19 protein-coding genes are annotated in these 21,844 nt (G+C 35.4%); 9 read left to right on the top strand and 10 right to left on the bottom strand.

What is annotated here, in order from left to right; all coding sequences use genetic code 11:
• The first annotated feature begins 81 nt into the window (after positions 1-81).
• The 3 genes from BPMYX0001_RS02830 (at position 82) to BPMYX0001_RS02820 (ending at position 3,295) form a co-directional block, all read left to right on the top strand.
• Positions 82-975 carry an ATP-binding protein gene (locus BPMYX0001_RS02830; RefSeq protein WP_018765567.1) on the top strand — a complete coding sequence of 298 codons (894 nt, stop codon included), beginning with the start codon at positions 82-84 and terminating at the stop codon, positions 973-975.
• 3 nt (positions 976-978) lie between these two features.
• Positions 979-2,862: a vWA domain-containing protein gene (locus tag BPMYX0001_RS02825; protein ID WP_006093517.1), complete on the top strand. Its 1,884-nt coding sequence runs from the start codon at positions 979-981 to the stop codon at positions 2,860-2,862.
• Between the two features lie 154 nt (positions 2,863-3,016).
• A complete protein-coding gene (locus BPMYX0001_RS02820) occupies positions 3,017-3,295 on the top strand; it encodes a hypothetical protein (protein WP_003195088.1) in 279 nt (92 codons plus the stop codon).
• An 86-nt stretch (positions 3,296-3,381) separates the two neighbouring features.
• On the opposite strand, the gene BPMYX0001_RS02815 is transcribed toward BPMYX0001_RS02820, so the two are convergent.
• Complete coding sequence (locus BPMYX0001_RS02815; protein ID WP_006093516.1) at positions 3,382-4,356, bottom strand: L-threonine 3-dehydrogenase; 975 nt, start codon at positions 4,354-4,356, stop codon at positions 3,382-3,384.
• 35 nt (positions 4,357-4,391) lie between these two features.
• Positions 4,392-5,582: a glycine C-acetyltransferase gene (locus BPMYX0001_RS02810; protein WP_006093515.1), complete on the bottom strand. Its 1,191-nt coding sequence runs from the start codon at positions 5,580-5,582 to the stop codon at positions 4,392-4,394.
• Between the two features lie 214 nt (positions 5,583-5,796).
• Here BPMYX0001_RS02810 and BPMYX0001_RS02805 point away from each other — a divergent pair, with 214 nt between their 5' ends.
• Positions 5,797-6,528 (top strand): class I SAM-dependent DNA methyltransferase, encoded by a 732-nt coding sequence (locus BPMYX0001_RS02805; protein WP_033795873.1) that lies wholly within the window; start codon positions 5,797-5,799, stop codon positions 6,526-6,528.
• A gap of 27 nt (positions 6,529-6,555) precedes the next feature.
• Here BPMYX0001_RS02805 and BPMYX0001_RS02800 read toward each other — a convergent pair whose 3' ends face one another.
• Genes BPMYX0001_RS02800 through BPMYX0001_RS02790 form a run of 3 tightly spaced genes read right to left on the bottom strand, consistent with a single transcriptional unit; the run spans position 6,556 to position 9,496 of the window.
• Positions 6,556-7,383 (bottom strand): ABC transporter ATP-binding protein, encoded by an 828-nt coding sequence (locus tag BPMYX0001_RS02800; protein ID WP_006093513.1) that lies wholly within the window; start codon positions 7,381-7,383, stop codon positions 6,556-6,558.
• A 53-nt stretch (positions 7,384-7,436) separates the two neighbouring features.
• Positions 7,437-8,495, bottom strand: coding sequence for a FecCD family ABC transporter permease (locus BPMYX0001_RS02795; RefSeq protein WP_018781929.1), 1,059 nt, complete (start codon positions 8,493-8,495; stop codon positions 7,437-7,439).
• Positions 8,492-9,496 carry a FecCD family ABC transporter permease gene (locus BPMYX0001_RS02790; protein WP_006093511.1) on the bottom strand — a complete coding sequence of 335 codons (1,005 nt, stop codon included), beginning with the start codon at positions 9,494-9,496 and terminating at the stop codon, positions 8,492-8,494. The genes BPMYX0001_RS02795 and BPMYX0001_RS02790 overlap by 4 nt, the downstream gene beginning before the upstream one ends.
• Before the next feature lie 195 nt (positions 9,497-9,691).
• Between BPMYX0001_RS02790 and BPMYX0001_RS02785 the strand changes: the two genes are divergently transcribed.
• Positions 9,692-10,657, top strand: a complete 966-nt coding sequence (locus BPMYX0001_RS02785; RefSeq protein ID WP_006093510.1) for an ABC transporter substrate-binding protein — start codon at positions 9,692-9,694, stop codon at positions 10,655-10,657.
• 380 nt (positions 10,658-11,037) lie between these two features.
• Positions 11,038-12,429: a peptide MFS transporter gene (locus tag BPMYX0001_RS02780; protein WP_006093509.1), complete on the top strand. Its 1,392-nt coding sequence runs from the start codon at positions 11,038-11,040 to the stop codon at positions 12,427-12,429.
• Positions 12,430-12,459: 30 nt separating this feature from the next.
• Here the strand turns inward: BPMYX0001_RS02780 and BPMYX0001_RS02775 are convergent, their stop codons facing one another.
• Both BPMYX0001_RS02775 and BPMYX0001_RS02770 read right to left on the bottom strand, forming a co-directional pair.
• Positions 12,460-12,639 carry an acid-soluble spore protein H gene (locus tag BPMYX0001_RS02775; RefSeq protein ID WP_006093508.1) on the bottom strand — a complete coding sequence of 60 codons (180 nt, stop codon included), beginning with the start codon at positions 12,637-12,639 and terminating at the stop codon, positions 12,460-12,462.
• A gap of 178 nt (positions 12,640-12,817) precedes the next feature.
• On the bottom strand, positions 12,818-13,105 hold the full coding sequence (locus BPMYX0001_RS02770) for an ArsR/SmtB family transcription factor (protein WP_003195107.1): 288 nt from the start codon (positions 13,103-13,105) through the stop codon (positions 12,818-12,820).
• 869 nt (positions 13,106-13,974) lie between these two features.
• Between BPMYX0001_RS02770 and BPMYX0001_RS02765 the strand changes: the two genes are divergently transcribed.
• Positions 13,975-15,594, top strand: coding sequence for a lactate permease LctP family transporter (locus BPMYX0001_RS02765; protein WP_003205851.1), 1,620 nt, complete (start codon positions 13,975-13,977; stop codon positions 15,592-15,594).
• Positions 15,595-15,700: 106 nt separating this feature from the next.
• Here BPMYX0001_RS02765 and aspA read toward each other — a convergent pair whose 3' ends face one another.
• From aspA to gloA2, 3 genes are all read right to left on the bottom strand, one after another.
• The gene (gene aspA, locus BPMYX0001_RS02760) at positions 15,701-17,134 is read right to left on the bottom strand and encodes an aspartate ammonia-lyase (protein ID WP_006093507.1); all 1,434 of its coding nucleotides are present in this window, start codon (positions 17,132-17,134) and stop codon (positions 15,701-15,703) included.
• A 183-nt stretch (positions 17,135-17,317) separates the two neighbouring features.
• Complete coding sequence (locus BPMYX0001_RS02755) at positions 17,318-18,634, bottom strand: hemolysin family protein (protein ID WP_006093506.1); 1,317 nt, start codon at positions 18,632-18,634, stop codon at positions 17,318-17,320.
• A gap of 160 nt (positions 18,635-18,794) precedes the next feature.
• Positions 18,795-19,181, bottom strand: a complete 387-nt coding sequence (gloA2, locus tag BPMYX0001_RS02750; RefSeq protein ID WP_018765578.1) for an SMU1112c/YaeR family gloxylase I-like metalloprotein — start codon at positions 19,179-19,181, stop codon at positions 18,795-18,797.
• Positions 19,182-19,272: 91 nt separating this feature from the next.
• Here gloA2 and BPMYX0001_RS02745 point away from each other — a divergent pair, with 91 nt between their 5' ends.
• The gene (locus BPMYX0001_RS02745) at positions 19,273-20,451 is read left to right on the top strand and encodes a NupC/NupG family nucleoside CNT transporter (protein WP_006093505.1); all 1,179 of its coding nucleotides are present in this window, start codon (positions 19,273-19,275) and stop codon (positions 20,449-20,451) included.
• Between the two features lie 191 nt (positions 20,452-20,642).
• Positions 20,643-21,659: an LCP family glycopolymer transferase gene (locus BPMYX0001_RS02740; RefSeq protein ID WP_033798616.1), complete on the top strand. Its 1,017-nt coding sequence runs from the start codon at positions 20,643-20,645 to the stop codon at positions 21,657-21,659.
• Positions 21,660-21,844: the final 185 nt, after the last annotated feature.

The raw sequence follows: 21,844 nt of genomic DNA, 5'->3' as shown, positions 1-21,844 counted from the left end.
TTTTCTTTGCATACCATATTAAAACAAGTTATCATAAGATGTATTGTTTACTTTATGAAAATAATGTTAGGTGGGAAATACATGTTAGAACAATTTCATATACATGCTGATTTAAAGCAGCAACTGGCAACAATTCACGAAAAAAACAAACAAGCAGCTGGTGAAAATGGACATTTAATCGGTACAAAAATGTACAAAGCATCGGATAATAGCATTATTGAGGATGCAATTACAGCACTTCTGCTTGGTAAAAATATTCTACTGAAGGGACCAACCGGAAGCGGAAAAACAGTCCTTGCAGAAACTCTATCTTCCTTATTCCAAAAGCCAATGCACAGTATTAACTGTTCGGTTGATTTAGATGTGGAAGGTATTTTAGGATACAATACATTAAAAACAAAAGACGGGGCATCTGAAGTTTCCTTCGTTGACGGTCCTCTTATGAAAGCAATGAAAAATGGGCATTTCCTATATATCGATGAAATTAATATGGCAAAACCTGAAACACTTCCACTTCTTCACGGTGCATTGGATTACCGTAAAATGATTACAAATCCATTTACACAGCAAGTTGTATATGGTGATGAAGAATATCGTGTAATTGCTGCAATCAACGAAGGTTATGTTGGAACAAGTGAATTAAATGAAGCATTAAAAAACCGTTTTGTTATCATTGAAGTTCCTTATATTCAAGGCGATACATTAAAACAACTATTATTATCCGAATCAAAATTGAAAGACATTGCAACAATTGAAAAGTTTGTGGCATTCGCAAGTGACCTCATGCCACTTGCTCGTGATGGACGTGTAAGTGAAGAAGCAGCAAGCATTCGTGGTATTATCGATGCATGTGATTTAGGCGTATATATCCCTGTTATGCGTGCGATTGAGCGAAGTATCATCGCGAAATTAAATGATGAAACAGAACAAATGACTGTCCGTGAATTAGCCGAAAGCTATTTCTTTGAGGGATAATTCATGAGACAAATTTTTAGTGACAAAAAAATTGATGCGTCGCTGTTTCTTCAAATGGAAAATTTAATGTATGCTCTTCTAAAAGAAGATGATGCTTACTTAGAGTATGGCTATAAAGCTTATTACGACGAAGTTGAAAAAAAGGTTGTCATCAGTCACTTTTGGGATGATCGCAAAGAAGAAGATACAGTAATCGGATTAAAAAGCGAAGTGTTTTTAAAAGCACTTGGCAATAAACATTACTCAGACATGAAGTTAATTCGCTCTTATGCGATCGAATTACAAGAGTCCCCTCTTAAAAAGTTTTTAACACAATTATTTGTTCTGTTAGAAGATTTACGAGTTGAAGAAATTGTAAAAAGCCTACGTCCTGGAACGAAACATATCTTTAGACGACGCAAGGAAATGTACCGAAATTATTTTGGCTCACAAAATGAAATAAATCGTGTTCGTAACTATCATGGAGATCGTCTATTTTGTCTATGCTATCTTTCACTAACAAGCGATAAATATGAAATGTTTAACAACGAATATTTTGAGCAAATTGAAGCTATTTTACATGAAGCATTCCAGGCTCGTAATACGGAAGATACAATGTATATTGTTGAAAAAATCCGTTATCGCTTAGAAGGTTTTCTTGAAAATGATATGATTAATAACTACTTTGGGCATGCGCCGCTCTATTTATCTGTTATTGCAGAAGAAAAAGATGGGCGCGTAGAAGATTTAGCAAATGATGATGTCCAAATCGTAGATGATGACGATAATAAGAGCAAAATTAATGAAAGCTTCTCTACATGGCATCGTGAAAATAAAAATAATGAAAATGAAAACTTCTTACGTTTTGAATTAGAAAGTGGTACGAAAACAAATATGATGGGCGATACGGCTCGTGAGTCTGAAGATGGTGATCAAGCACTCGGTTCAGTACAAGGTACTTCGCAAAAAAGTACGCAGTCGAATTTTGATGGAGCTGATACTGAAGATGCGAGAGCTTCCCATGCTTCTAGTCAAAATGAGGGCATATACGGTAAATATAACGTTGGTGCGTCACATACATTTAAAGAAGCTCGTAAGCCAACCCCTGACGATAAGAAAGACTATCAAGCCATCAAGTCAGTCATTAATAAAGACGTAAAAGAATTAAAGAAAATTATTGAAAAAACGATTGAAAACAAAACAAACGCGAATAGCGATAAATACTACGGAAGACTTCGTAAAAAATTTCTACGTATTTATACAGAAAAGCAACCACGTATGTTTTATAAAAAAGGACAAGAATCACAAGAGCTTGATGTTGCCTTTCAGTTATTAGTGGACTGCTCTGGCTCTATGTATAATAAAATGGAAGAAACAAAGAAGAGTGTTGTTCTGTTCCATGAAGCATTAAAATCGTTAAAAATCCCTCATGCGATTAGTGGTTTTTGGGAAGATGCTTCTAGTGCAACACCAGAAGATAAGCCAAACGTAATTCATGAAGTTGTAACATACAAAAATTCAACGTTACCAAACGTTGGTCCAGAAATTATGCAGCTTCGTGAAGAGGAAGACAATCGGGATGGTTACATTATCCGCATCGTTTCTGAAAAGCTTGCAAAAAGGCAAGAGAAACACAAATTCCTGCTCGTCTTTACAGACGGTGAACCATCTGCATTAGACTATCAGCAAGACGGTATTTTAGATACACACGAAGCGGTTAAACTTGCTCGTAAAAGCGGTATGGAAGTCATCGGGATTTTCATCGAAGAAGGCGAAGCAAAAGAAGCAACATATCAATTAATGAAAAATATTTATAACCATCACTTCTTAGTGGCGAATCATGCTGAAGATTTACGCTTAAAGATTAAACCGTTATTGAAAAAATTATTACTGAAGACGATTGAATAGGAAACAGGAGCTGATTTTAGCTCCTGTTTTTCAGTTGAAATTTATCTAACGGTCGATATATTTAAAAAAGCGCTGATAAAAGGAAATGAAAAATTCATAGAAATCTTTTTGGGTATATTAAAGAAGAAGTCTACTATCAAATATATTTGAAAGGATGTTTCATTTGTCCCCAAAAAAGGATGAACAATATACGGATTTTACAGCTGCTGAAGCAAGACATCAATATGTCATTCCCGAAGAGTTTCCTGAGGGCCCTTACGGTTCTTCCACTAACAGAAAGTTAGGAAAATCGACTCCTTGGGAGAAAGATCAAAAAGCGCATAAAGCATTTAGCTACGAATATGAGAAACAATATGAAGAAACGGAACAACAATACCCTGAATCTAGCACCGAACCAGGAAGTCTAGATACGAATAAGGTAAAGTCTATATAACGAAAAAACTTATTTCTTCCCTAGACTACGTTTAGGTATGCTGACAAAAAGAGCCGATTCAAAAAATTGAATCGGCTCTTTTTTCATTAGCTAAATACTAACTCAGTTGCTAATTTTTTTTTTAATTTAGCAAGCATATCAGCTGTCATTTTATCTAAATCATACTCCGCTTTAAAGCCCCACTCTTCTTTCGCTGCTGTTGCATCAATTGAGTTTGGCCAGCTGTTAGCAATGGTTTGACGAGCTGGATCCACAGCATAATCCATTGTAAACGTCGGAATATGCTTGCGAATTGCTGCTGCAATTTGTTCTGGCTCGAAGCTCATTGCGGTAATATTAAAAGCGTTACGATGTATCAACTTACTTGGATCTGCTTCCATTAATGAAACAATTGCTTGCAGTGCATCTGGCATATACATCATATCCATGTATGTGCCTTCCGCAATGTAAGAGGTGTAAGCACCTTTTTTAATTGCTTCATAATAAATTTCAACTGCATAGTCCGTCGTACCGCCTCCTGGAGGAGCCACATAAGAAATTAAACCTGGGAAACGTACGCCGCGCGTATCAACACCAAATTTTTGATAATAGTAATCACATAACAATTCTCCTGCTACTTTGTTTACCCCATACATTGTAGTAGGACGCTGGATTGTATCTTGCGGTGTATTATCTTTTGGCGTTGTTGGACCAAACGCACCGATTGAACTTGGCGTGAAAAATTTACAGTTTAACTCACGTGCTGCTTCTAATGCATTTACGAGCCCACCCATATTTAAATTCCACGCAAATAACGGGTTTTTTTCTGCAGTTGCTGAAAGTAAAGCTGCTAAATGAATAATTGTATCCACTTCATTCCGTTTCGCAATATCATGTAGTTTCTGACCATCAGTTACATCTAATGTTTCAAATGGACCAGATTTTACAACATCACTATCTGTTTCACGAATATCTGTCGCAATAACGTTTGATGCACCGTATACATCGCGAAGTTTCATTACAAGTTCAGAACCAATTTGCCCTAAAGAACCGGTTACTAGAATTTTTTTCATTTTCCCCACTCCTCATTTGCAAGCTTTCAAAAGATGTAATTGTGTTAAATGATTCCCATTTCCTTTCCCACTTTTTCATACTTATGAATTGCTTCATCAAGCATCTCTTTCGTATGAGCCGCTGTTGGCATGTTACGAACACGACCTGTTCCTTTTGCTACAGTTGGGAACACAATTGATTTTGCGTATACGCCTTCTTCATTTAAACGTTTACTAAACTCTTGTGTTAATACTTCATCGCCAATAATACAAGGTGTAATTGGTGTTTCACTTTCTCCAATGTTAAAGCCTAACTCTTTTAAACCTTGTTTTAAATAACGGCCATTTTCCCATAAACGGTCATGTAGTTCTGTACTTTCCATTAAAATTTCAATAGACCTCATACAAGCCGCCGCATCCGCTGGTGTTAAAGCTGTTGAGAACAAGAATGGACGTGAACGAACTTTTAACCAATCAATTAAGTTTTGCTTCCCTGCTACATATCCTCCAATTACCCCAATTGCTTTTGATAATGTACCAATTTGGAAATCTACTTTATCAGAAAGGCCAAAATGTTTTACAGTCCCTGCACCTTGTCCAAGTACGCCTGAACCATGTGCATCATCTACATATGTCATTAAATCTAACTCTTCTGCAATCTCAACGATTTCTGGTAGTTTCGCAATATCACCATCCATTGAGAAAACGCCATCTGTAATAACCATTAATTTATTATAAAGACCGGATTCTTTCGCTTCGATTGCTTTTTTGCGTAAATCTTCCATATCAGAATGTTTATAAACGATAATTTTTGCTTTCGATAAGCGGCTACCGTCAATAATAGACGCGTGGTTTAATTCATCAGAAAGAATCGCATCATTTTTATCCATAACAGCTGAAATCGCTGCCATATTACAGTTAAATCCTGATTGATATGCAATCGCTGCTTCTGTATGTTTAAACTTTGCAATTGTTTCTTCTAATTTGATATGCAAATCAAGAGTACCATTAATTGTACGTACCGCCCCTGCACCAACACCATATTTATGAATTGCACCAATTGCTGCTTCTTGCAGACGATTGTCTGTTGCTAAACCAAGATAGTTATTTGAAGATAAGTTAATATATTCTTTCCCGCCAATTGTAATGATTGGTCCATTTGGACTTTCTAGCGGATCAATTACGTTATAAAGCCCCTTTGCTTTTAAATCCTCTAAATTTTCTTCTAAAAAGTTTGCGAGTGTTTTACTAGACATCGTGAAGCCTCCCTATCGTTCATGTAAGCGGATTATTATCTTAATAATGCTAATAATCCCTCTACTAGCTTAACACGTTTTCGAAATTTATTATAGAAAAATAGCTTAAAGAAAACGCTTACAACTTTTAATTATATAGGATTAAATACAAGAAATCTATGATTTACTTCAATTGTTTGATAGAATGAAAAAAATGTTTTCAGGAGCTGAGAAAATGGCATTTACAGAATCTGAAGTATATAATAACGATTCTTTTTTTGAACAGTACATGAAGCGTAGATATCGAAATGATAATCCAAATGATACAATCGAAAAACCGGCCTTATTGCAGCTCATTGGTGATGTGAAAGAAAAGACAATTCTTGATCTAGGATGTGGTGATGCCCAGTTCGGTGTAGAGTTATTACAAAAAGGTTGTTTATCCTATACCGGTATTGAAGGCTCTCACCTTATGTATACAGAAGCTATAAAACAACTAGAAAATAAAAATGGAATCGTCCATTTTATAAACCTCAAAGACTATACATATCCCTCTTCTACTTTTGACCTTGTTACATCTAGACTCGCTCTGCACTATATTGAACATCTCGATATTATTTTTCAAAATGTTTATCAAACTTTAAAAAACGACGGCATCTTCACTTTTAGCGTTCAACATCCTGTTATTACTTCTTCATTCGAGAGTTTACAAACTAGCGGTAAGAGAACAAGTTGGCTTATCGACAATTATTTCAAAACTGGAGAGCGTATTGAACCATGGATTGAACAGGATGTCATTAAATATCACCGCACCATCGAACAATATTTTACACTCTTACAACAAGCTGGATTTACAATTACAGATTTACGAGAAGCAATACCAAAACGAAACCATTTTCAAAGCGAAGAAGAATATACACGCCGATTGCGTATTCCTCTTTTTCTCTTGTTTTCTTGTAAAAAATAAAAAAGCGATGAAATTTCATCGCTTTTTTCATTTCACTACCTGCGCTGCTTGTGGAAGTAAACATCTTCCTCTTCCCTGCGGAATACAAAGCGGCGTTCCAAATAACGGATCGGTTATGATTTGACAATCCATCCGAAATACATCACGAACTAATTTACAATCAATAATTTCTTCTGGTTTACCTTGCGCATAAATTTGTTTATCTTGAATGGCTACAATGTTGTCTGCATAGCGGCACGCTAAGTTTAAATCATGTAGTACCATAACGATTGTTCTTTGCTCTGTTTCATTTAATTCAAATAATAAATCTAGCACTTCAATTTGATGTGTCATGTCTAAGTATGTTGTCGGCTCATCTAACAGAATAATATCTGTATCTTGTGCAAGCGTCATAGCAATCCAAGCGCGCTGACGTTGTCCACCTGAAAGAGCATGAACATCACGTTCAACAAATTCCGTCATACCTGTTGCAGCAAGCGCTCTTTGTACCATTTCCTCATCTTTTTCTGACCATTGCTTCAGCCATGTTTGATATGGGTAACGTCCTTGTTTCACAAGTTGCAGTACAGTAAGTCCTTCTGGAGCTTGAGGTCCTTGTGGTAAAATTGCCATTTGACGCGCAATTTGCTTCGTTTGCATATTTTGAATTGCATTATCTTCTAATAAAATATCACCCGATGTCGGTTTTAATAAACGAGCAAGCGAACGTAATAAAGTTGATTTTCCACAGCCGTTAGAACCGATAAAAATCGTAATTTTTCCTTTTGGAATCTCTAGATTTAACTCATTAATTATAGTTGTTTCACCGTAAGACAATGTTAACGATTTAGTCTCTAGTGCTTTTTGCATGTTCATCTTCCTTTACTCCGTTTTTTATAGACAGAAAATCATCTATGTATTTTTTTCCTTTATGAATTTCGACTTTTATAAAGTAAATAAATAAAATACGGAGCACCGATTGCTGATGTAAATACACCTGCTGGAACTTCAAGCGGAGCAAAGACTGTGCGCCCAATTAAATCGGCAGCAAGTACTAAAATCGCACCGACAATAGCTGCTACTGGAAGTAATGCACCATATAAAGAACCAACTAATCTTCTTGAAATATGCGGCGCCATTAAACCAACAAATCCGATTCCACCTGCAAAAGCAACCGCTCCCCCAATTAACGCCGTACTTAGGAGTAGCAGGAAAAAACGTGATTTTGTTAAACGAATCCCAAGTCCGGCAGCAATATCATCACCAAGTTCTTGTGCATTTAAATGTCTCGCCGATATAAATGCAACCACTGTTAAGATAAGAACCCAAGGTGCCAATACCCCTACGTTTTGCCAAGAAGATCCGTAAACAGTACCGGTAATCCATACATTTGCTTGGCTCGCTTGATAGATTGGCGCTAACAGCATAAATAATGTTGTCGCTGCCTTTGTCAGTGCCCAAAATCCGACACCTATTAAAATAAGACTAACTGCTGATAATCCATCATTTCTCCATGCGAATAAATATACAAAAAATGCGACGACAGTTGCACCAATAAATGCTGCTAGCGGCATATAATGAATGCTTACTGTTAATGCATTGTTCTTATCACTAAATAAAGCAAGAAATAATACAACCGCTACACTTGCACCACCTGTAATTCCAATAATATCAGGCGAAGCAAGCGGATTTCGAACGAGTCCTTGTAAAATACAACCTGCTACAGCAAGAGCTATCCCTACAAGAATTGCAATTAAAATGCGCGGCATACGGAACTTATTTACAACCATATTAGACATCGCATCACCGTTTCCAGTAATTGCTTGCCATACATCATATGGGGCGATCTTCATCTCCCCCATACCTGCGCTTGCAAAGAATAATCCTATTAAAACAACGAATAAACCCAACAAGACGAGACAAGCTCGTTTATACATTAAAAACGAGAGGCCGTCTTTTCCTATACGAAACGGAATATACTTCTTCATTTGCTAAGCCCTCTCTTACGTGCAATATAAATAAAGAATGGTGCACCAATAAATGCTGTCATAACTCCTACTGGAACTTCTTGTGGCATAATCACATATCTCGCAGCAATATCTGCAAATAATAGTAGAATGGCACCTAGCAAACCACTATACGGAACTCTCCAGCGATGATCTACACCAACAAGAGCTCTTGCGAAATGAGGGGTAATAGTTCCAACAAATCCAATTGGTCCTGCAACAGCAACAGATCCACCTGATAATAAAACAATAATAAGTAGTACAAATGCCTTCATCATCACTGTTCGTTGTCCTAGCCCTTTTGCTACATCTTCTCCCATCATTAGCGTATTCACTTTCCCTGCCATCAGGAGAGAGGCAATCCAACCAACTAATAAATATGGAAATACGGATTGTAATACTTCTAACTTTCTACCTTGTACGGAACCAGCAAGCCAAAACAACACTTCTTCTAACGCTTTTTCATTTAATACAAGCAGTCCCTGTGTCAAAGAAGAGAATAGGGCACTTATCGCTACCCCTGCCAACGTTAACTTAAGAGGAGTTGTCCCTTCTTTTCCTAAAGAACTAGAAGCAAATACAAGTGCTGCAGCAACTGCTGCACCTAAAAAGGCGATCCACGTAAACGCTGACAAAGATGTTATCGAAAAAACAACAATGGCTACAACAATAAAAAAGGCAGCACCTGAGTTTAATCCAATAAAATCTGGGGCAGCAAGTGGATTCTTAGTTAAAGTTTGCATAAAACAACCAGCGATGGCTAAACTAGCACCAACACTAGCAGCGATAAGCGCACGTGGAAGACGTACGTTTTGAATAATAATATGTTCATTCGAACCATTAAAATGAAAAAAAGCATCCAATGCTAATTTCCCACTTGTATTTGTATATCCCAAAATAATACTCCCCCAAATACAAGCAATAACTGCAATGATTCCAACAAATAATCCAACCCATTTTGCTTGATTTGTTTTTAATAACATGCAGCGTTTCTCCTTCAATGTATAATGATACGTTGTTAGTGTATTGTAACTTAATTCGCATTGTCAATGATAGTAATAATTATTTTCAGTTGCAGTGATAATGATTGTAAATTATTACTATTGACAATATATTTATAAAATCGTAATATCGATTTTGATAATGAAAACTATTCTCAATATGTAGGGGGATACATAATGAATTTCGTCAAACAAAACTCGTTTGCGTTATTTGCATTCGTACTATCATTTTCACTTCTTTTAGGGGCATGTGGGAAATCTGATAACAAGGCTGAGCCTAAAAAGGAAGAAAAGAAAGAAATGATTACTGTAGAACATGCAATGGGTAAAACAGAAGTTCCTGCTAATCCAAAGCGTGTCGTTGTTTTAACAAATGAAGGAACAGAAGCTTTACTTACCCTTGGTGTAACACCAGTCGGTGCGGCTGAATCACCTACCGGTAACCCATGGTATCCACATACGAAGGATAAACTAAAAAATGTAAAAACTGTCGGTACCGAGCTTCAGCCCAATGTAGAAGCAATTGCTTCTTTAAAACCCGACTTAATCATTGGTAACAAACTGCGTCACGAAAAGATATACGAGCAATTAAAAGGCATTGCTCCTACTGTTTTCTCAGAAACACTACGCGGTGAATGGAAAGATAACTTTAAACTTTATGCAAAAGCAGTAAATAAAGATAAAGAAGGTCAAAAGGTATTAGCTGATTACGACAAACGTATAAAAGACTTAAAAGGCAAACTTGGGGATAAAGTAAATCAAGAAATTTCTATGGTACGCTTTATGCCTGGTGATGTTCGTATTTATCATGGCGATACATTCTCTGGTGTTATTTTAAAAGAGCTTGGCTTCAAACGTCCTGGTGATCAAAACAAAAATGACTTTGCAGAACGCAATGTATCTAAAGAGCGCATTCCTGCAATGGATGGCGATATCATCTTCTACTTCACATATGATAAAGGTAATGAGAAAAAAGGTTCTGAATTAGAAAAAGAATATATCAACGATCCTCTATTCAAAAACTTAAATGCTTCCAAAAACGGTAAAGTATACAAAGTTGACGATGTGATTTGGAATACAGCTGGCGGTGTAATGGCTGCGAACTTAATGCTAGATGACATTGAAAAACGATTTGTAAAATAAACTCTTTATTCAAAACAGTTCCCCAAAAAGGGGAACTGTTTTTTATTTCATAAAAGTGTCACATTATTTCATTTTGTATTTTTATTCTCAATATGTTATATTATAATAACAAATAAAATATATTTTCTCTATATCAGAAGAATTGTTTTAATCTAAATTTTCTGATTAATCTTTATTTTATTTTCTTTTAGAATTCAAATACTACATTTGAAAACGCTTATTATCTCGTTTTCAGGGAAAAATACGATAACGGATAGAGATTCAATAGATTGTTTAAGAAATTTTCTTTCTATTTCCATATAATTCTATTGACTTCTAAATATTTTGTAAATTAAAATGATTACATAAATATCCGTTATACAGGATTAGGGGGAAGCAAAATGGATGCAGCTTTAAAATTAAAAAAAGCTGAAGAACAACAATCACCAAAAAAACATCCACCTGGATTATATTTGTTGTTCTTAACAGAAATGTGGGAAAGATTTAGTTACTACGGAATGCGTGGCCTTTTAGTTCTTTATTTAACAACAACTGTTGTAAGCGGCGGTCTTGGATTCGACAAGGCTTTTGCAGTACAATTATACGGAATTTTTACAGCATTAGTATATTTCACACCAATTGCAGGTGGGTGGTTAACTGACCACTTTATTACAAGACGTCATGCAATTACCCTTGGTGGTATTATTATGGCAATTGGTAACTTTGTACTATTTTCAATGAATACAAAAACCGGTCTCTTTTTAGGACTAGGATTATTAGTCATCGGTAATGGATTCTTCAAACCAAATATTTCTACACTTTTAGGTGAACTATACGGTGAAAATGATTCACGCCGTGACAGTGCTTTTACAATCTTTTACATGGGTATCAACGTAGGGGCTTTCTTTGCACCACTAATTTGCGGATTCCTTGCAGAAGATTTCTTTAAAACAAGCGCTAATGGCGTTATGGTTATGGGTTATAAATACGGGTTCCTTGCAGCTTGTATCGGTATGATTGTTGGACAGATTTTCTTTAACCTATTAGCTCCTCGTTACCTTGGTAATGCAGGAACAACAGTTGTAGGTAAAAAGTCACAAGACAAAAACGCAAAAGTAATTGAGAAAAAACCTTTAACAAAACAAGAAAAGAACCGTACTTGGGCAATCATCATTTTAACTTGCTTCGTAGTTTTCTTCTGGGCAGGTTTTGAACAAGCTGGTAGCTCTTTAACACTATATACAAACACATTTGTTGATCGTACAATTTTCGGATGGGAAGTTCCAACATCTTGGTTCCAATCTGTTAACCCAGCATTTATCGTACTATTAGCACCATTCGTATCTATGTTATGGATGAAACTATCTAAAACAAAAAATGGTGACTTAAAAGTTCCAACAAAAATGGCACTTGGTATGATTTTACTAGGCATTGGCTACCTTGTTTTAACATTAGCTGTTCTGAAAACTGGAAGCGATGAAGCACATATTGCTACTAAAGCAAACTTATTATTCATCGTATTCACATACCTGTTCCATACAATTGGTGAACTATTCTTATCACCAATCGGTCTATCAATGGTAAGTGCAATTGCTCCTGTAAAATTAGCATCCCTATTAATGGGAGTATGGTTAGCTGGTTCTGGTATGGCGAACTATCTAGCTGGCGCACTAGCTGCCTTCACGCAATCTTTAGGATATCTAGAAGTATTCGCAAGCATCGGTATTATCGTAATCGTACTTGGCTTAGTACTTCTTATGTTCTCTAAAAAAATTGCACGTATGATGGAATAAAAAAGAAGCGGAGAAAATTCTCCGCTTTTTTTATTGCTCTTCTAACGCTGTAACATCTACTTGTACTGTTTCATTTGGTGATTTCACATCATGTACATTCGCAACTCCACTTCCCTCATCACAACTTTCAATCCAAACCGGTACACCATGATAAGTTACATCGATTCTACTCGAAGATGATAAAATTTGTTTTACGCGCTTTACATCCATCCTTCATTCCTCCTTTTACTTATTACACTCTTATTTATCTTCTCATTTCTCTTTGAAATATATTCCGTGAAAACTCCTGTCACTTATCTCCTTCAGATCTTAAAGTGGGGTTTTCACGCCTATTTTTATAGAAAAAAGACGTGCATTTCCGCACGTCTTTTTTCTATAATATTCAATTTTATGAAAATAATGTCTTTACAACTTCACTTACTTTCTCATTATGCACTTGATAATATACTTCTAAGCCGCGTCTTTCAAAACGAACAACTTTATTCTGCTTTAATTTCGTTAAATGCTGTGAAACAGTAGATTGCGGAATTTCTAATACTTCCTGCAATTGTGTTACGTTACAAGTTCCACGCCCCATAAGCTCCATTACAAGGCGAAGACGGAGCGGGTGAGCTAACGCTCGTAGCATTTGTACATCCTCTTCTGAAATACGACAATCAAATTGATTTTGATTCATAAAGTTCCCCTCATTTTTTCATTTTTATTTTCTCTTTATTTATTTTTATATATTTGTTTTTATATTTCCTGTTACGACACAACTTTATCAACCTAAAATAAAAAAATTATTTCCTCCTTTTATCAACATACAATTAAGGGCAGAAACCCCTGCTGATTTTGAATATTATACTACACGGCTTAGTGAAAAAGCAAAAAATACAGATCGGAATACTTTGCTTCTAAATGCTGTTTTCTCAACCTTTTTGTTATATTTTTTCACTCACAATATTCACCGTAATAATATTGTAAAATATTGTTCTTAAATGATATGTGAATGTAATCTTTTTAGTTATTCGACCTATAAAAATTGCTTTGTTACGATAAAAAGAGTTAAATTTTGGTAAAGAGGAGGATCCACAATTAAAAAGCGGTTAATAATAGTCTTAATTAATATTGCACTTGACTATACAATTATCCAAAACTTCCTCCTTTATTCTTGATGACAAAAGAATTATTCATTTTAAACATGTAGGACCAATGACATCTGAAAATATGGTTGAGTATATGGAGAGTCCATCAGTGGGGTTTTCTTCATCCCCACCTATCTTCCTCATTTCCCTCTAAATCTTGAAGTGTGGATCTTACTGCCCGTTAATGCGGGATAAATTAGGAATCGTGTACTTTAATATACACGATTCCTCTTTTTGTCTAGTTTATGAACAAAATGTAACGGAATTTTTACAGTTAACACTATCATGGAATAATTATACTTTTTTACGTTGACAATAGTGTTGAAGAGGAATATACTAGGCAATGTAAGTTGATTGTGAATTATTTCACAAATAATGTGAATGTCTTCACATATTATAGATAGGAGTTGTCATTATTATGAATACTTGGACACAAATTTATGACCCGTTGAACAACATTTGGTTATCAGCACTTGTCGCTGCTCTTCCAATCTTATTCTTTGTTCTTTGTTTAACAGTATTTAAGATCAAAGGATATTTATCAGGACTTTATAGCGTAATTTTAGCAATCATTCTTTCCATATTCGTTTACAAAATGCCTGCAACTATGGCTGTATCATCAGCTGCATTTGGTGTAGCAGCTGGATTTTATCCAATTTGTACAATTGTTATTGCAGCTATTTTCCTTTACAAATTAACAGTAAAAACTGAACAATTTAATGTCATTCGCGACAGTATTTCAAGTATTACAAATGACCGTCGCCTTCAAGTGTTATTAATCGCTTATTCTTTCGGTGCTTTCTTAGAAGGTGCAGCTGGATTTGGTGTACCAGTTGCAATTACAGCAGCATTACTTGTAGGTATGGGATTTAACCCATTAAAAGCAGCAGGTATTTGTTTAGTTGCAAATATTGCTGGTGGAGCAATGGGAGCAATGGGTATTCCAGTTACAGTACCTGCTCAATTAACACAAATAGATGCCTTAACTGTCGGTCGTCAAACTGTAACATTATTACCTTTCATTAGCTTTGTATTACCATTCTTACTTGTTGCAATGGTAGATGGCTTTAAAGGAATTAAAGAAACTTGGCAAGGTATCCTTGTAAGTGGTGGTTCCTTCGCTATTACTCAATTCGTTGTAACATACTACCTTGGCGCAGAATTAACTGATATTTTCGCTGCAGTTGTCAGCATGGTTGCACTTGCATTATTCCTACGTGTATGGCAACCAAAATCTTCAGCTCAAACTGAAGAACAAGTAGAAAAACATAGCTACACAATGAAACAAATTTTATACGCTTGGTCACCATTTGCATTCTTAACTGCATTCGTAACAATTTTCAATTTAAAAGCAATCAAAAGTTTATTCGCTCCAAACGGTGCGTTAGCAAACTTAGTATTTAATATCCAGATTCCTGGTTTACACAATCACGTTATTAAAACAACACCAATTGTAAATGCGGATACACCATTTGCAGCAATCTTCAAGCTAGATGTATTTTCATCTACAACTACTGCAATTGTACTAGCAATTATCGTATCTTTACTCGTATATCGCGCAAAAGGCCAATTGGTTAAAGAACTAACTATTGAAACATTAAAAGAGTTGAAAGCTCCAATTTATACAATTTGTAGTGTAATTGCATTAGCATATGTAACAAACTACTCTGGTATGTCTTCTACTCTTGGACTAGCTTTATCATCTACTGGTAAGGCCTTCCCAATCTTATCTCCAATCTTAGGTTGGATTGGCGTATTCTTAACTGGCTCTGTAGTATCAAGTGGTTCACTATTTGCACCACTTCAAGCAGTAACTGCAGCACAATTAGATATCGTACCTTCTACACTTGTTGCTTTAAACGTAGTCGGCGGGACAATGGCAAAAATGGTATCACCACAATCTGTAGCAGTTGCTTGTGCGGCAGTTGGACTAGTCGGTAAAGAATCTGTCCTATTTAAAACAGCAATGAAATATAGTTTGATTTTCTTAGTCATAATTAGTTTACTTCAACTTAACTCTATATTTAATATCTTTTAAAAGATGAAAACGATCCCTCACGTGGGATCGTTTTTTTATCTTTTTCTTTCTAACCATTCACTCATTCTTATACTTTGGTATAAAAAAAATCCTAATACATACAGTATCAGGATTTTTTATTCTTCAATAGCGACGCACCAGCAATTTCGGGATGTGTCATTTCATATGGATCCAAAATAATATCAAGTTCCTCTTCTGTTAACACACCATGCTCTAAGCAAAGCTCACGAACAGATTTACCTGTTTCAATCGCTTCGCGAGCAATGCGAGATGCCGTCTCATATCCAATATGAGGATTCACCGCTGTAATAATCCCAACGCTTTTCTCGACATATTGTTTTAACAATTCTTCATTTGCAGTAATACCTTTAATACAATACTCACGAAATACGCGGAATGCATTATTCATAATACTAATGGATTGAATTAAATTAAATACTAACACCGGCTCCATTACATTTAGTTCTAATTGTCCTGCTTCTGATGCTAAACATATTGTATGGTCATTTCCAATAACTTGGAAGGCCACTTGATTAATTACTTCTGCCATAACTGGATTTACTTTTCCTGGCATAATAGATGATCCTGGTTGACGAGCTGGTAATTGAATTTCAGCCAATCCGACACGTGGGCCAGATGCCATAATGCGCAAGTCATTTGCAATTTTAGACATATTCATCATACATACTTTTAGTGCTGCTGATACTTCTGTATACGCATCTGTGTTTTGCGTTGCATCCACTAAATGTTCTGCACCAACTAGTGGAAATCCGCTAATACTGCGTAAATGCTTTACAACTTGCTCAATATAAATTGGATTTGCATTTAATCCGGTCCCAACAGCCGTTGCGCCCATATTCACTTCATACAAATGTTGACGAGACTGCTTAATGCGTTTTATATCACGCCCAAGCACTCGGCTATATGCTTCAAATTCTTGCCCAAGACGAATTGGAACTGCATCTTGCAGATGTGTACGCCCCATTTTTATCACATGATCAAATTCTTTTGCTTTATCGGTAAATGCACGATGAAGTGCATCCATTGTAATAAGAAGTTCTTCTAGCATCATAAGCGCCGCAATATGAATTCCTGTTGGGAACGCATCATTTGTTGATTGCGCCATGTTCACATGTGTATTCGGGCTAATGATTGCATAGTTTCCTTTTTCATGCCCCATTCTCTCAAGTGCACGGTTTGCAATAACCTCATTTGTATTCATATTAATAGAAGTCCCTGCCCCGCCCTGAATTGGGTCTACAATGAACTGCTCATGAAACTTCCCATCAATAATTTCCTGAGCCGATTTTGCAATTTCTTCCCCAATATTTGCGTACAAATAACCTGTTTCCATATTTGCACGTGCTGCAGCTTTTTTAACCATTGCCATTGCTTTAATTAATGACGTATGAATACGATATCCTGTAATCGGAAAATTTTCTACTGCTCGTAATGTTTGAACACCATAGTAAGCTGCATTTGGTACTTCCTTTTCTCCTAAAAAATCTTTTTCAATACGTATCCCTTTCGTTGCTACCATTTTTCATCACCTATACTTTTCATTCTAAATCGATGACCTAAAAAAGATTTCTATAAAAATATGATTTTTGTAAGAGATATATTTCTATATCTTCTTTCAATATATAGTACCTTTTTTGAAAGCGCAAACAATATTATTTTTCTGCAAAATCGATGACGCACTCATACTTCTAATTTATAAAGATTACGCAATTGCTGTATCTTCCACTTCAACTTTTTTTATTTCTACTCGTTTAATTTGATGCACATCTTTTTCAAGAACTTTGAAAATCCAGCCATCCGTTTCAATGACATCGCCTTCAATAATTGTCTGTTTTTGCATCATAATCCAACCACCAATCGTATCTACATCGTCAGCAAACAAATGTAAACCGAGCAAATCATTCACTTCACTAATGAGTACTTTTCCATCGATAATTTTATACGTTTCGCTTATATGTTCAATGGGTGGATGTTCATCTTCATCATATTCATCCCGAATTTCACCAACTATTTCCTCTAAAATATCTTCAAGTGTTACAATTCCCGCCGTCCCCCCATATTCATCATATAAAACGGCAAGGGGAATTCTTCTTTTCTGCATTTGCAGTAACAAGTCATGGATTGGGATATTTTCCAAAACTTCAATAACAGGTCTCGTATACGGAATAATAGAACATTCTTCGTTTTGTCCACCATCCATATAGCGAATAAATAAGTCTTTTACATTAACCATCCCAATAATCTCATCTTTATCCTCTCCAAATACAGGATACCTTGTATACTTTTCTTGTCCAATCACTTTAATATGTGTTTCGAACGGTTCATCTTCATATAAACCAACTATTTCAGTGCGTGGAACCATAATTTCTTTTGCTAACCGATTATCAAATTCAAAAATATTATTTACATATTTAAATTCCGCCTGATTAATTTCTCCGCTTTTATAGCTCTCCGATAAAATAAGTCTTAATTCCTCCTCTGAATGTGCAACTTCATGCTCAGAAGCAGGGGATAATCCAAATATGCCAGTCACGAGACGAGCTGAGCCATTTAGAGCCCAAATAAACGGATACATAATCCGGTAAAAATAAATGAGCGGCTGAGATAGCAACAAACTTACTTGCTCCGCTTTTTGAATGGCAAAGGTTTTTGGTGCTAGCTCTCCAATCACAACATGTAAAAATGTAATAACGACAAATGCAATAATAAAAGAAACAGTACTCGCAATTGCAGGTGAAAATTCAATTTTTAAAAATAACGGCTCTAATACATGCTTTATCGTTGGTTCACCTAACCAACCTAGTCCTAGAGCTGTAATTGTAATTCCGAGCTGACATGCGGATAAATATTCGTCTAAATTTGAAATCACTTTCTTAGCTGCTAGTGCGCCACGTTTTTTTTCTCCTACAAGCTGATCAATGCGACTACTACGCACTTTTATAATCGCAAATTCAACCGCCACAAAAAAACCAGTTAATGCAATAAGAATAACAACCATGATTAATTTAGCAATTTCCAAAGAACACCTTTAGCTTTTCTTAGCTAAAGTTACACCTCCTTTTTAAAAGAAGTTTTCTCCCAATCAAAGAAGTTGATTGAATGAAAAACGAATGGAAGTTTCACTTTGTTCTTATTCTCTTCATTTGTCAAAAAGCAAACCTATATAAATTTCCCCAATTTTAGTCCTCATATAACTCCAATGGTAAACAATCAGGATCTTGAAAAAACACAAACTGTTTCCCTGTTATTTCATCAACACGTATTGGCTCTGTCTCTATTCCACATCGCTTTAGATGCCCCACTGCTTCATGTATATCTGTAACTGCAAATGCTAAATGTCTAAGACCAGCTGCTTCAGGAAAACTTTGCCGCTTTGGAGGATTTGGAAATGAAAATAACTCAATTTGATACTGTCCTCCTACACATAAATCTAATTTATACGAATCCCTTTCTTCTCTGTAAACTTCATTTAACACATTAAATCCCAATATATTAACATAAAAATTTTTAGATATTTCGTAATCAGAACAAATAATTGCAATATGATGCACTCTAGATATATTCATACTCTACTTCATTCCTCTCTTTACCAAACATGCATATTCTCCCTTGAAATGAAAAACCTATATAACAGAACATATCATAAGGAGGCTTATTATGAAATTTGTTACTTTTTTTCTCGGTCTTGCCGTTGTTTTCTTTCTTGCCTTCATTGCAAGTAACAATAAAAAGCATATCAAATTCAAACCGATTTTCATTATGCTTATAATACAGTTAATTTTAACCTTTTTACTATTAAATACAGAAATCGGCCTCATACTTGTAACCATGATTTCTAATGTATTTACGAAATTATTGGCCTATGCTGCATCTGGGGTAAACTTTGTATTTGGTGGTATTACGAATAAAGGTGAAATGCCCTTCTTCTTAAATGTACTCTTACCAATTGTCTTCATCTCCGTCTTAATTGGTATTTTACAACATTTTAAAATATTACCATTCTGTATTCGTTGGATCGGTTTGTTCCTTAGTAAAATAAATGGGCTCGGAAAGCTTGAATCTTATAATGCTGTCGCTTCTGCCATTGTAGGCCAATCAGAAGTATTCATTACCGTAAAAAAACAGCTTGCGCAAATTCCAAAACATCGTCTCTATACACTATGCGCCTCCGCCATGTCGACCGTATCGATGTCAATCGTCGGTGCTTATATGACAATGATTGAACCAAAATATGTAGTAACTGCTCTTGTCTTAAATTTATTTAGCGGCTTTATTATCGTACTTATTATTAATCCATATGATGTTAAAGAAGAAGAAGATATTTTAGAAATTAAGGGTGAAAAGCAAACCTTTTTTGAGATGCTTGGAGAATACATTCTAGATGGATTTCGTGTTGCTATTGTTGTCGGTGCTATGCTGATTGGATTTGTTGCCTTAATTAGCTGTATCAATGATTTATTCCATATTATTTTTGGAATTACATTTCAGCAATTACTTGGTTATGTTTTCTCTCCTATCGCTTTTCTTATTGGTGTGCCAAGTAACGAAATTGTCGCAGCAGGAAGTATTATGGCTACAAAGCTTGTAACGAATGAATTTGTAGCCATGATGGATCTCAGTAAGCTTGCAAACAGCCTCACTCCTCGTACAGTAGGCATTATTTCAGTTTTTCTTGTATCCTTTGCAAACTTCTCTTCTATAGGAATTATTTCTGGTGCCGTTAAAGGATTAAATGAAGAACAAGGAAATGTCGTTGCTCGCTTCGGTTTAAAACTGTTGTACGGTGCGACACTCGTCAGCATTTTATCTGCAATTATTGTAAGCATTATGCTATAAGAAGGTAAAATTTAATCCTTTTCTTATTCATACTTTTTGTATACAATACGAATAGATGTCTCATAAATACTCGAGACATCTATTTTTTTATACATGTACAACAACATCTATTTAGCGTACAATGTCTTTTATGTGTCTCGTCTATGCATTATAAGATAATATGCAAATTGAATGATTTAAAGGAGAACTAAATAATGAAATCTGATGTAGAAAACACGAATAGAACCTCAAAGAGGCGATTTAAAAAAAGACGCCTACTATGGTTTATTCTCATTCCATTACTTATTGTAACAATTGGTGGCGGAAGCTATTCCTTCCATATATACAGTAAAGCAAAATCAATTGTAAATAATGCATATTCTAAATTAGATAGAGGAGATAAATCGGATAAACGAGAAAAAGCTGTTAAGCCGATGACGGACAATGTTTCTGTCCTTATTATGGGTGTTGATGAAAGTGACCTCCGTGAAAAATCTTACGGCAAAGCAACGCGTACCGATGCATTATTACTTGCAACAATTAATAAAAATGATAAATCAGTAAAACTTGTTAGTATACCACGTGACTCTCGTGTATATATTAAATCACGTGATAAACAAGATAAGATTACGCATGCTCACGTATTTGGAGGCGTAGATAGTACAATTGATACCGTCGAGAACTTTTTAAATGTTCCTGTTGACTATTATGTTAAATTTAACTTTAAATCCTTTATAAAAATTGTAGATTCCCTTGGTGGCATCGATGTTGATGTTCCTGTTGAATTTACAGAACAAAATAGTAAGGACGAACCAGGTGCAATCCATCTAAAAAAAGGGCGTCAGCATTTAAATGGTGAAGAAGCACTTGCTTTAGCTAGAACTCGTCATATCGACAGCGATTATATGCGTGGTCAGCGTCAGCAACTTGTTTTGGAAGCCATTGCTCAAAAAGCGCTATCCATAAATTCCATTAATAAAATTAGCAGCTTATTAGATGCTGTTGATCATGATTTAAAAACAAACTTAACATTTGATGACATGATGACAATTACAAAGAGCACAATGGGCTCAAATCTAAAGATGGATAAACTCCAAGTAAAAGGTGACGATAAATATATAGGTGGCATCTACTACTACATTCCTGACGAAAAGAGTGTACAGGACATATCTAAAACATTGAAACAACATCTCGATGTTACGAATAAAACTGAACATAAAAAATTATAATAAAAAGGCTGCTAGGACTTTCCCAGCAGCCTTTTTATTATAATTTTCAACAAAATACTTTCATTTTCTTTCGCAAATAATGACAAAAAGAGACAAATGTTACAAAATTGTAACGTTTTTTATAAAAATATTACACCCACAATTAAAATAATAGTATACTAGTACATACATAATACTATTTTTAT

The sequence above is a fragment of the Bacillus pseudomycoides DSM 12442 genome (assembly GCF_000161455.1).
Lineage (GTDB): Bacteria > Bacillota > Bacilli > Bacillales > Bacillaceae_G > Bacillus_A > Bacillus_A pseudomycoides.
Note: the sequence above shows the minus strand (reverse complement) of the source record. Positions and strands in the feature narration are given on the sequence as shown.

Bases quoted from the DNA above. Each gene is read 5' to 3' on its own strand.
- BPMYX0001_RS02780 (WP_006093509.1), top strand. From the start codon at position 11,038: ATGGATGCAGCTTTAAAATTAAAAAAAGCTGAAGAACAACAATCACCA.
- gloA2 (WP_018765578.1), bottom strand. From the start codon at position 19,181: ATGAATATATCTAGAGTGCATCATATTGCAATTATTTGTTCTGATTAC.
- BPMYX0001_RS02745 (WP_006093505.1), top strand. From the start codon at position 19,273: ATGAAATTTGTTACTTTTTTTCTCGGTCTTGCCGTTGTTTTCTTTCTT.
- BPMYX0001_RS02820 (WP_003195088.1), top strand. From the start codon at position 3,017: ATGTTTCATTTGTCCCCAAAAAAGGATGAACAATATACGGATTTTACA.
- BPMYX0001_RS02805 (WP_033795873.1), top strand. From the start codon at position 5,797: ATGGCATTTACAGAATCTGAAGTATATAATAACGATTCTTTTTTTGAA.
- BPMYX0001_RS02770 (WP_003195107.1), bottom strand. From the start codon at position 13,105: ATGAATCAAAATCAATTTGATTGTCGTATTTCAGAAGAGGATGTACAA.
- BPMYX0001_RS02785 (WP_006093510.1), top strand. From the start codon at position 9,692: ATGAATTTCGTCAAACAAAACTCGTTTGCGTTATTTGCATTCGTACTA.
- aspA (WP_006093507.1), bottom strand. From the start codon at position 17,134: ATGGTAGCAACGAAAGGGATACGTATTGAAAAAGATTTTTTAGGAGAA.
- BPMYX0001_RS02790 (WP_006093511.1), bottom strand. From the start codon at position 9,496: ATGTTATTAAAAACAAATCAAGCAAAATGGGTTGGATTATTTGTTGGA.
- BPMYX0001_RS02765 (WP_003205851.1), top strand. From the start codon at position 13,975: ATGAATACTTGGACACAAATTTATGACCCGTTGAACAACATTTGGTTA.
- BPMYX0001_RS02795 (WP_018781929.1), bottom strand. From the start codon at position 8,495: ATGAAGAAGTATATTCCGTTTCGTATAGGAAAAGACGGCCTCTCGTTT.
- BPMYX0001_RS02775 (WP_006093508.1), bottom strand. From the start codon at position 12,639: ATGGATGTAAAGCGCGTAAAACAAATTTTATCATCTTCGAGTAGAATC.
- BPMYX0001_RS02810 (WP_006093515.1), bottom strand. From the start codon at position 5,582: ATGTCTAGTAAAACACTCGCAAACTTTTTAGAAGAAAATTTAGAGGAT.
- BPMYX0001_RS02825 (WP_006093517.1), top strand. From the start codon at position 979: ATGAGACAAATTTTTAGTGACAAAAAAATTGATGCGTCGCTGTTTCTT.
- BPMYX0001_RS02830 (WP_018765567.1), top strand. From the start codon at position 82: ATGTTAGAACAATTTCATATACATGCTGATTTAAAGCAGCAACTGGCA.
- BPMYX0001_RS02800 (WP_006093513.1), bottom strand. From the start codon at position 7,383: ATGAACATGCAAAAAGCACTAGAGACTAAATCGTTAACATTGTCTTAC.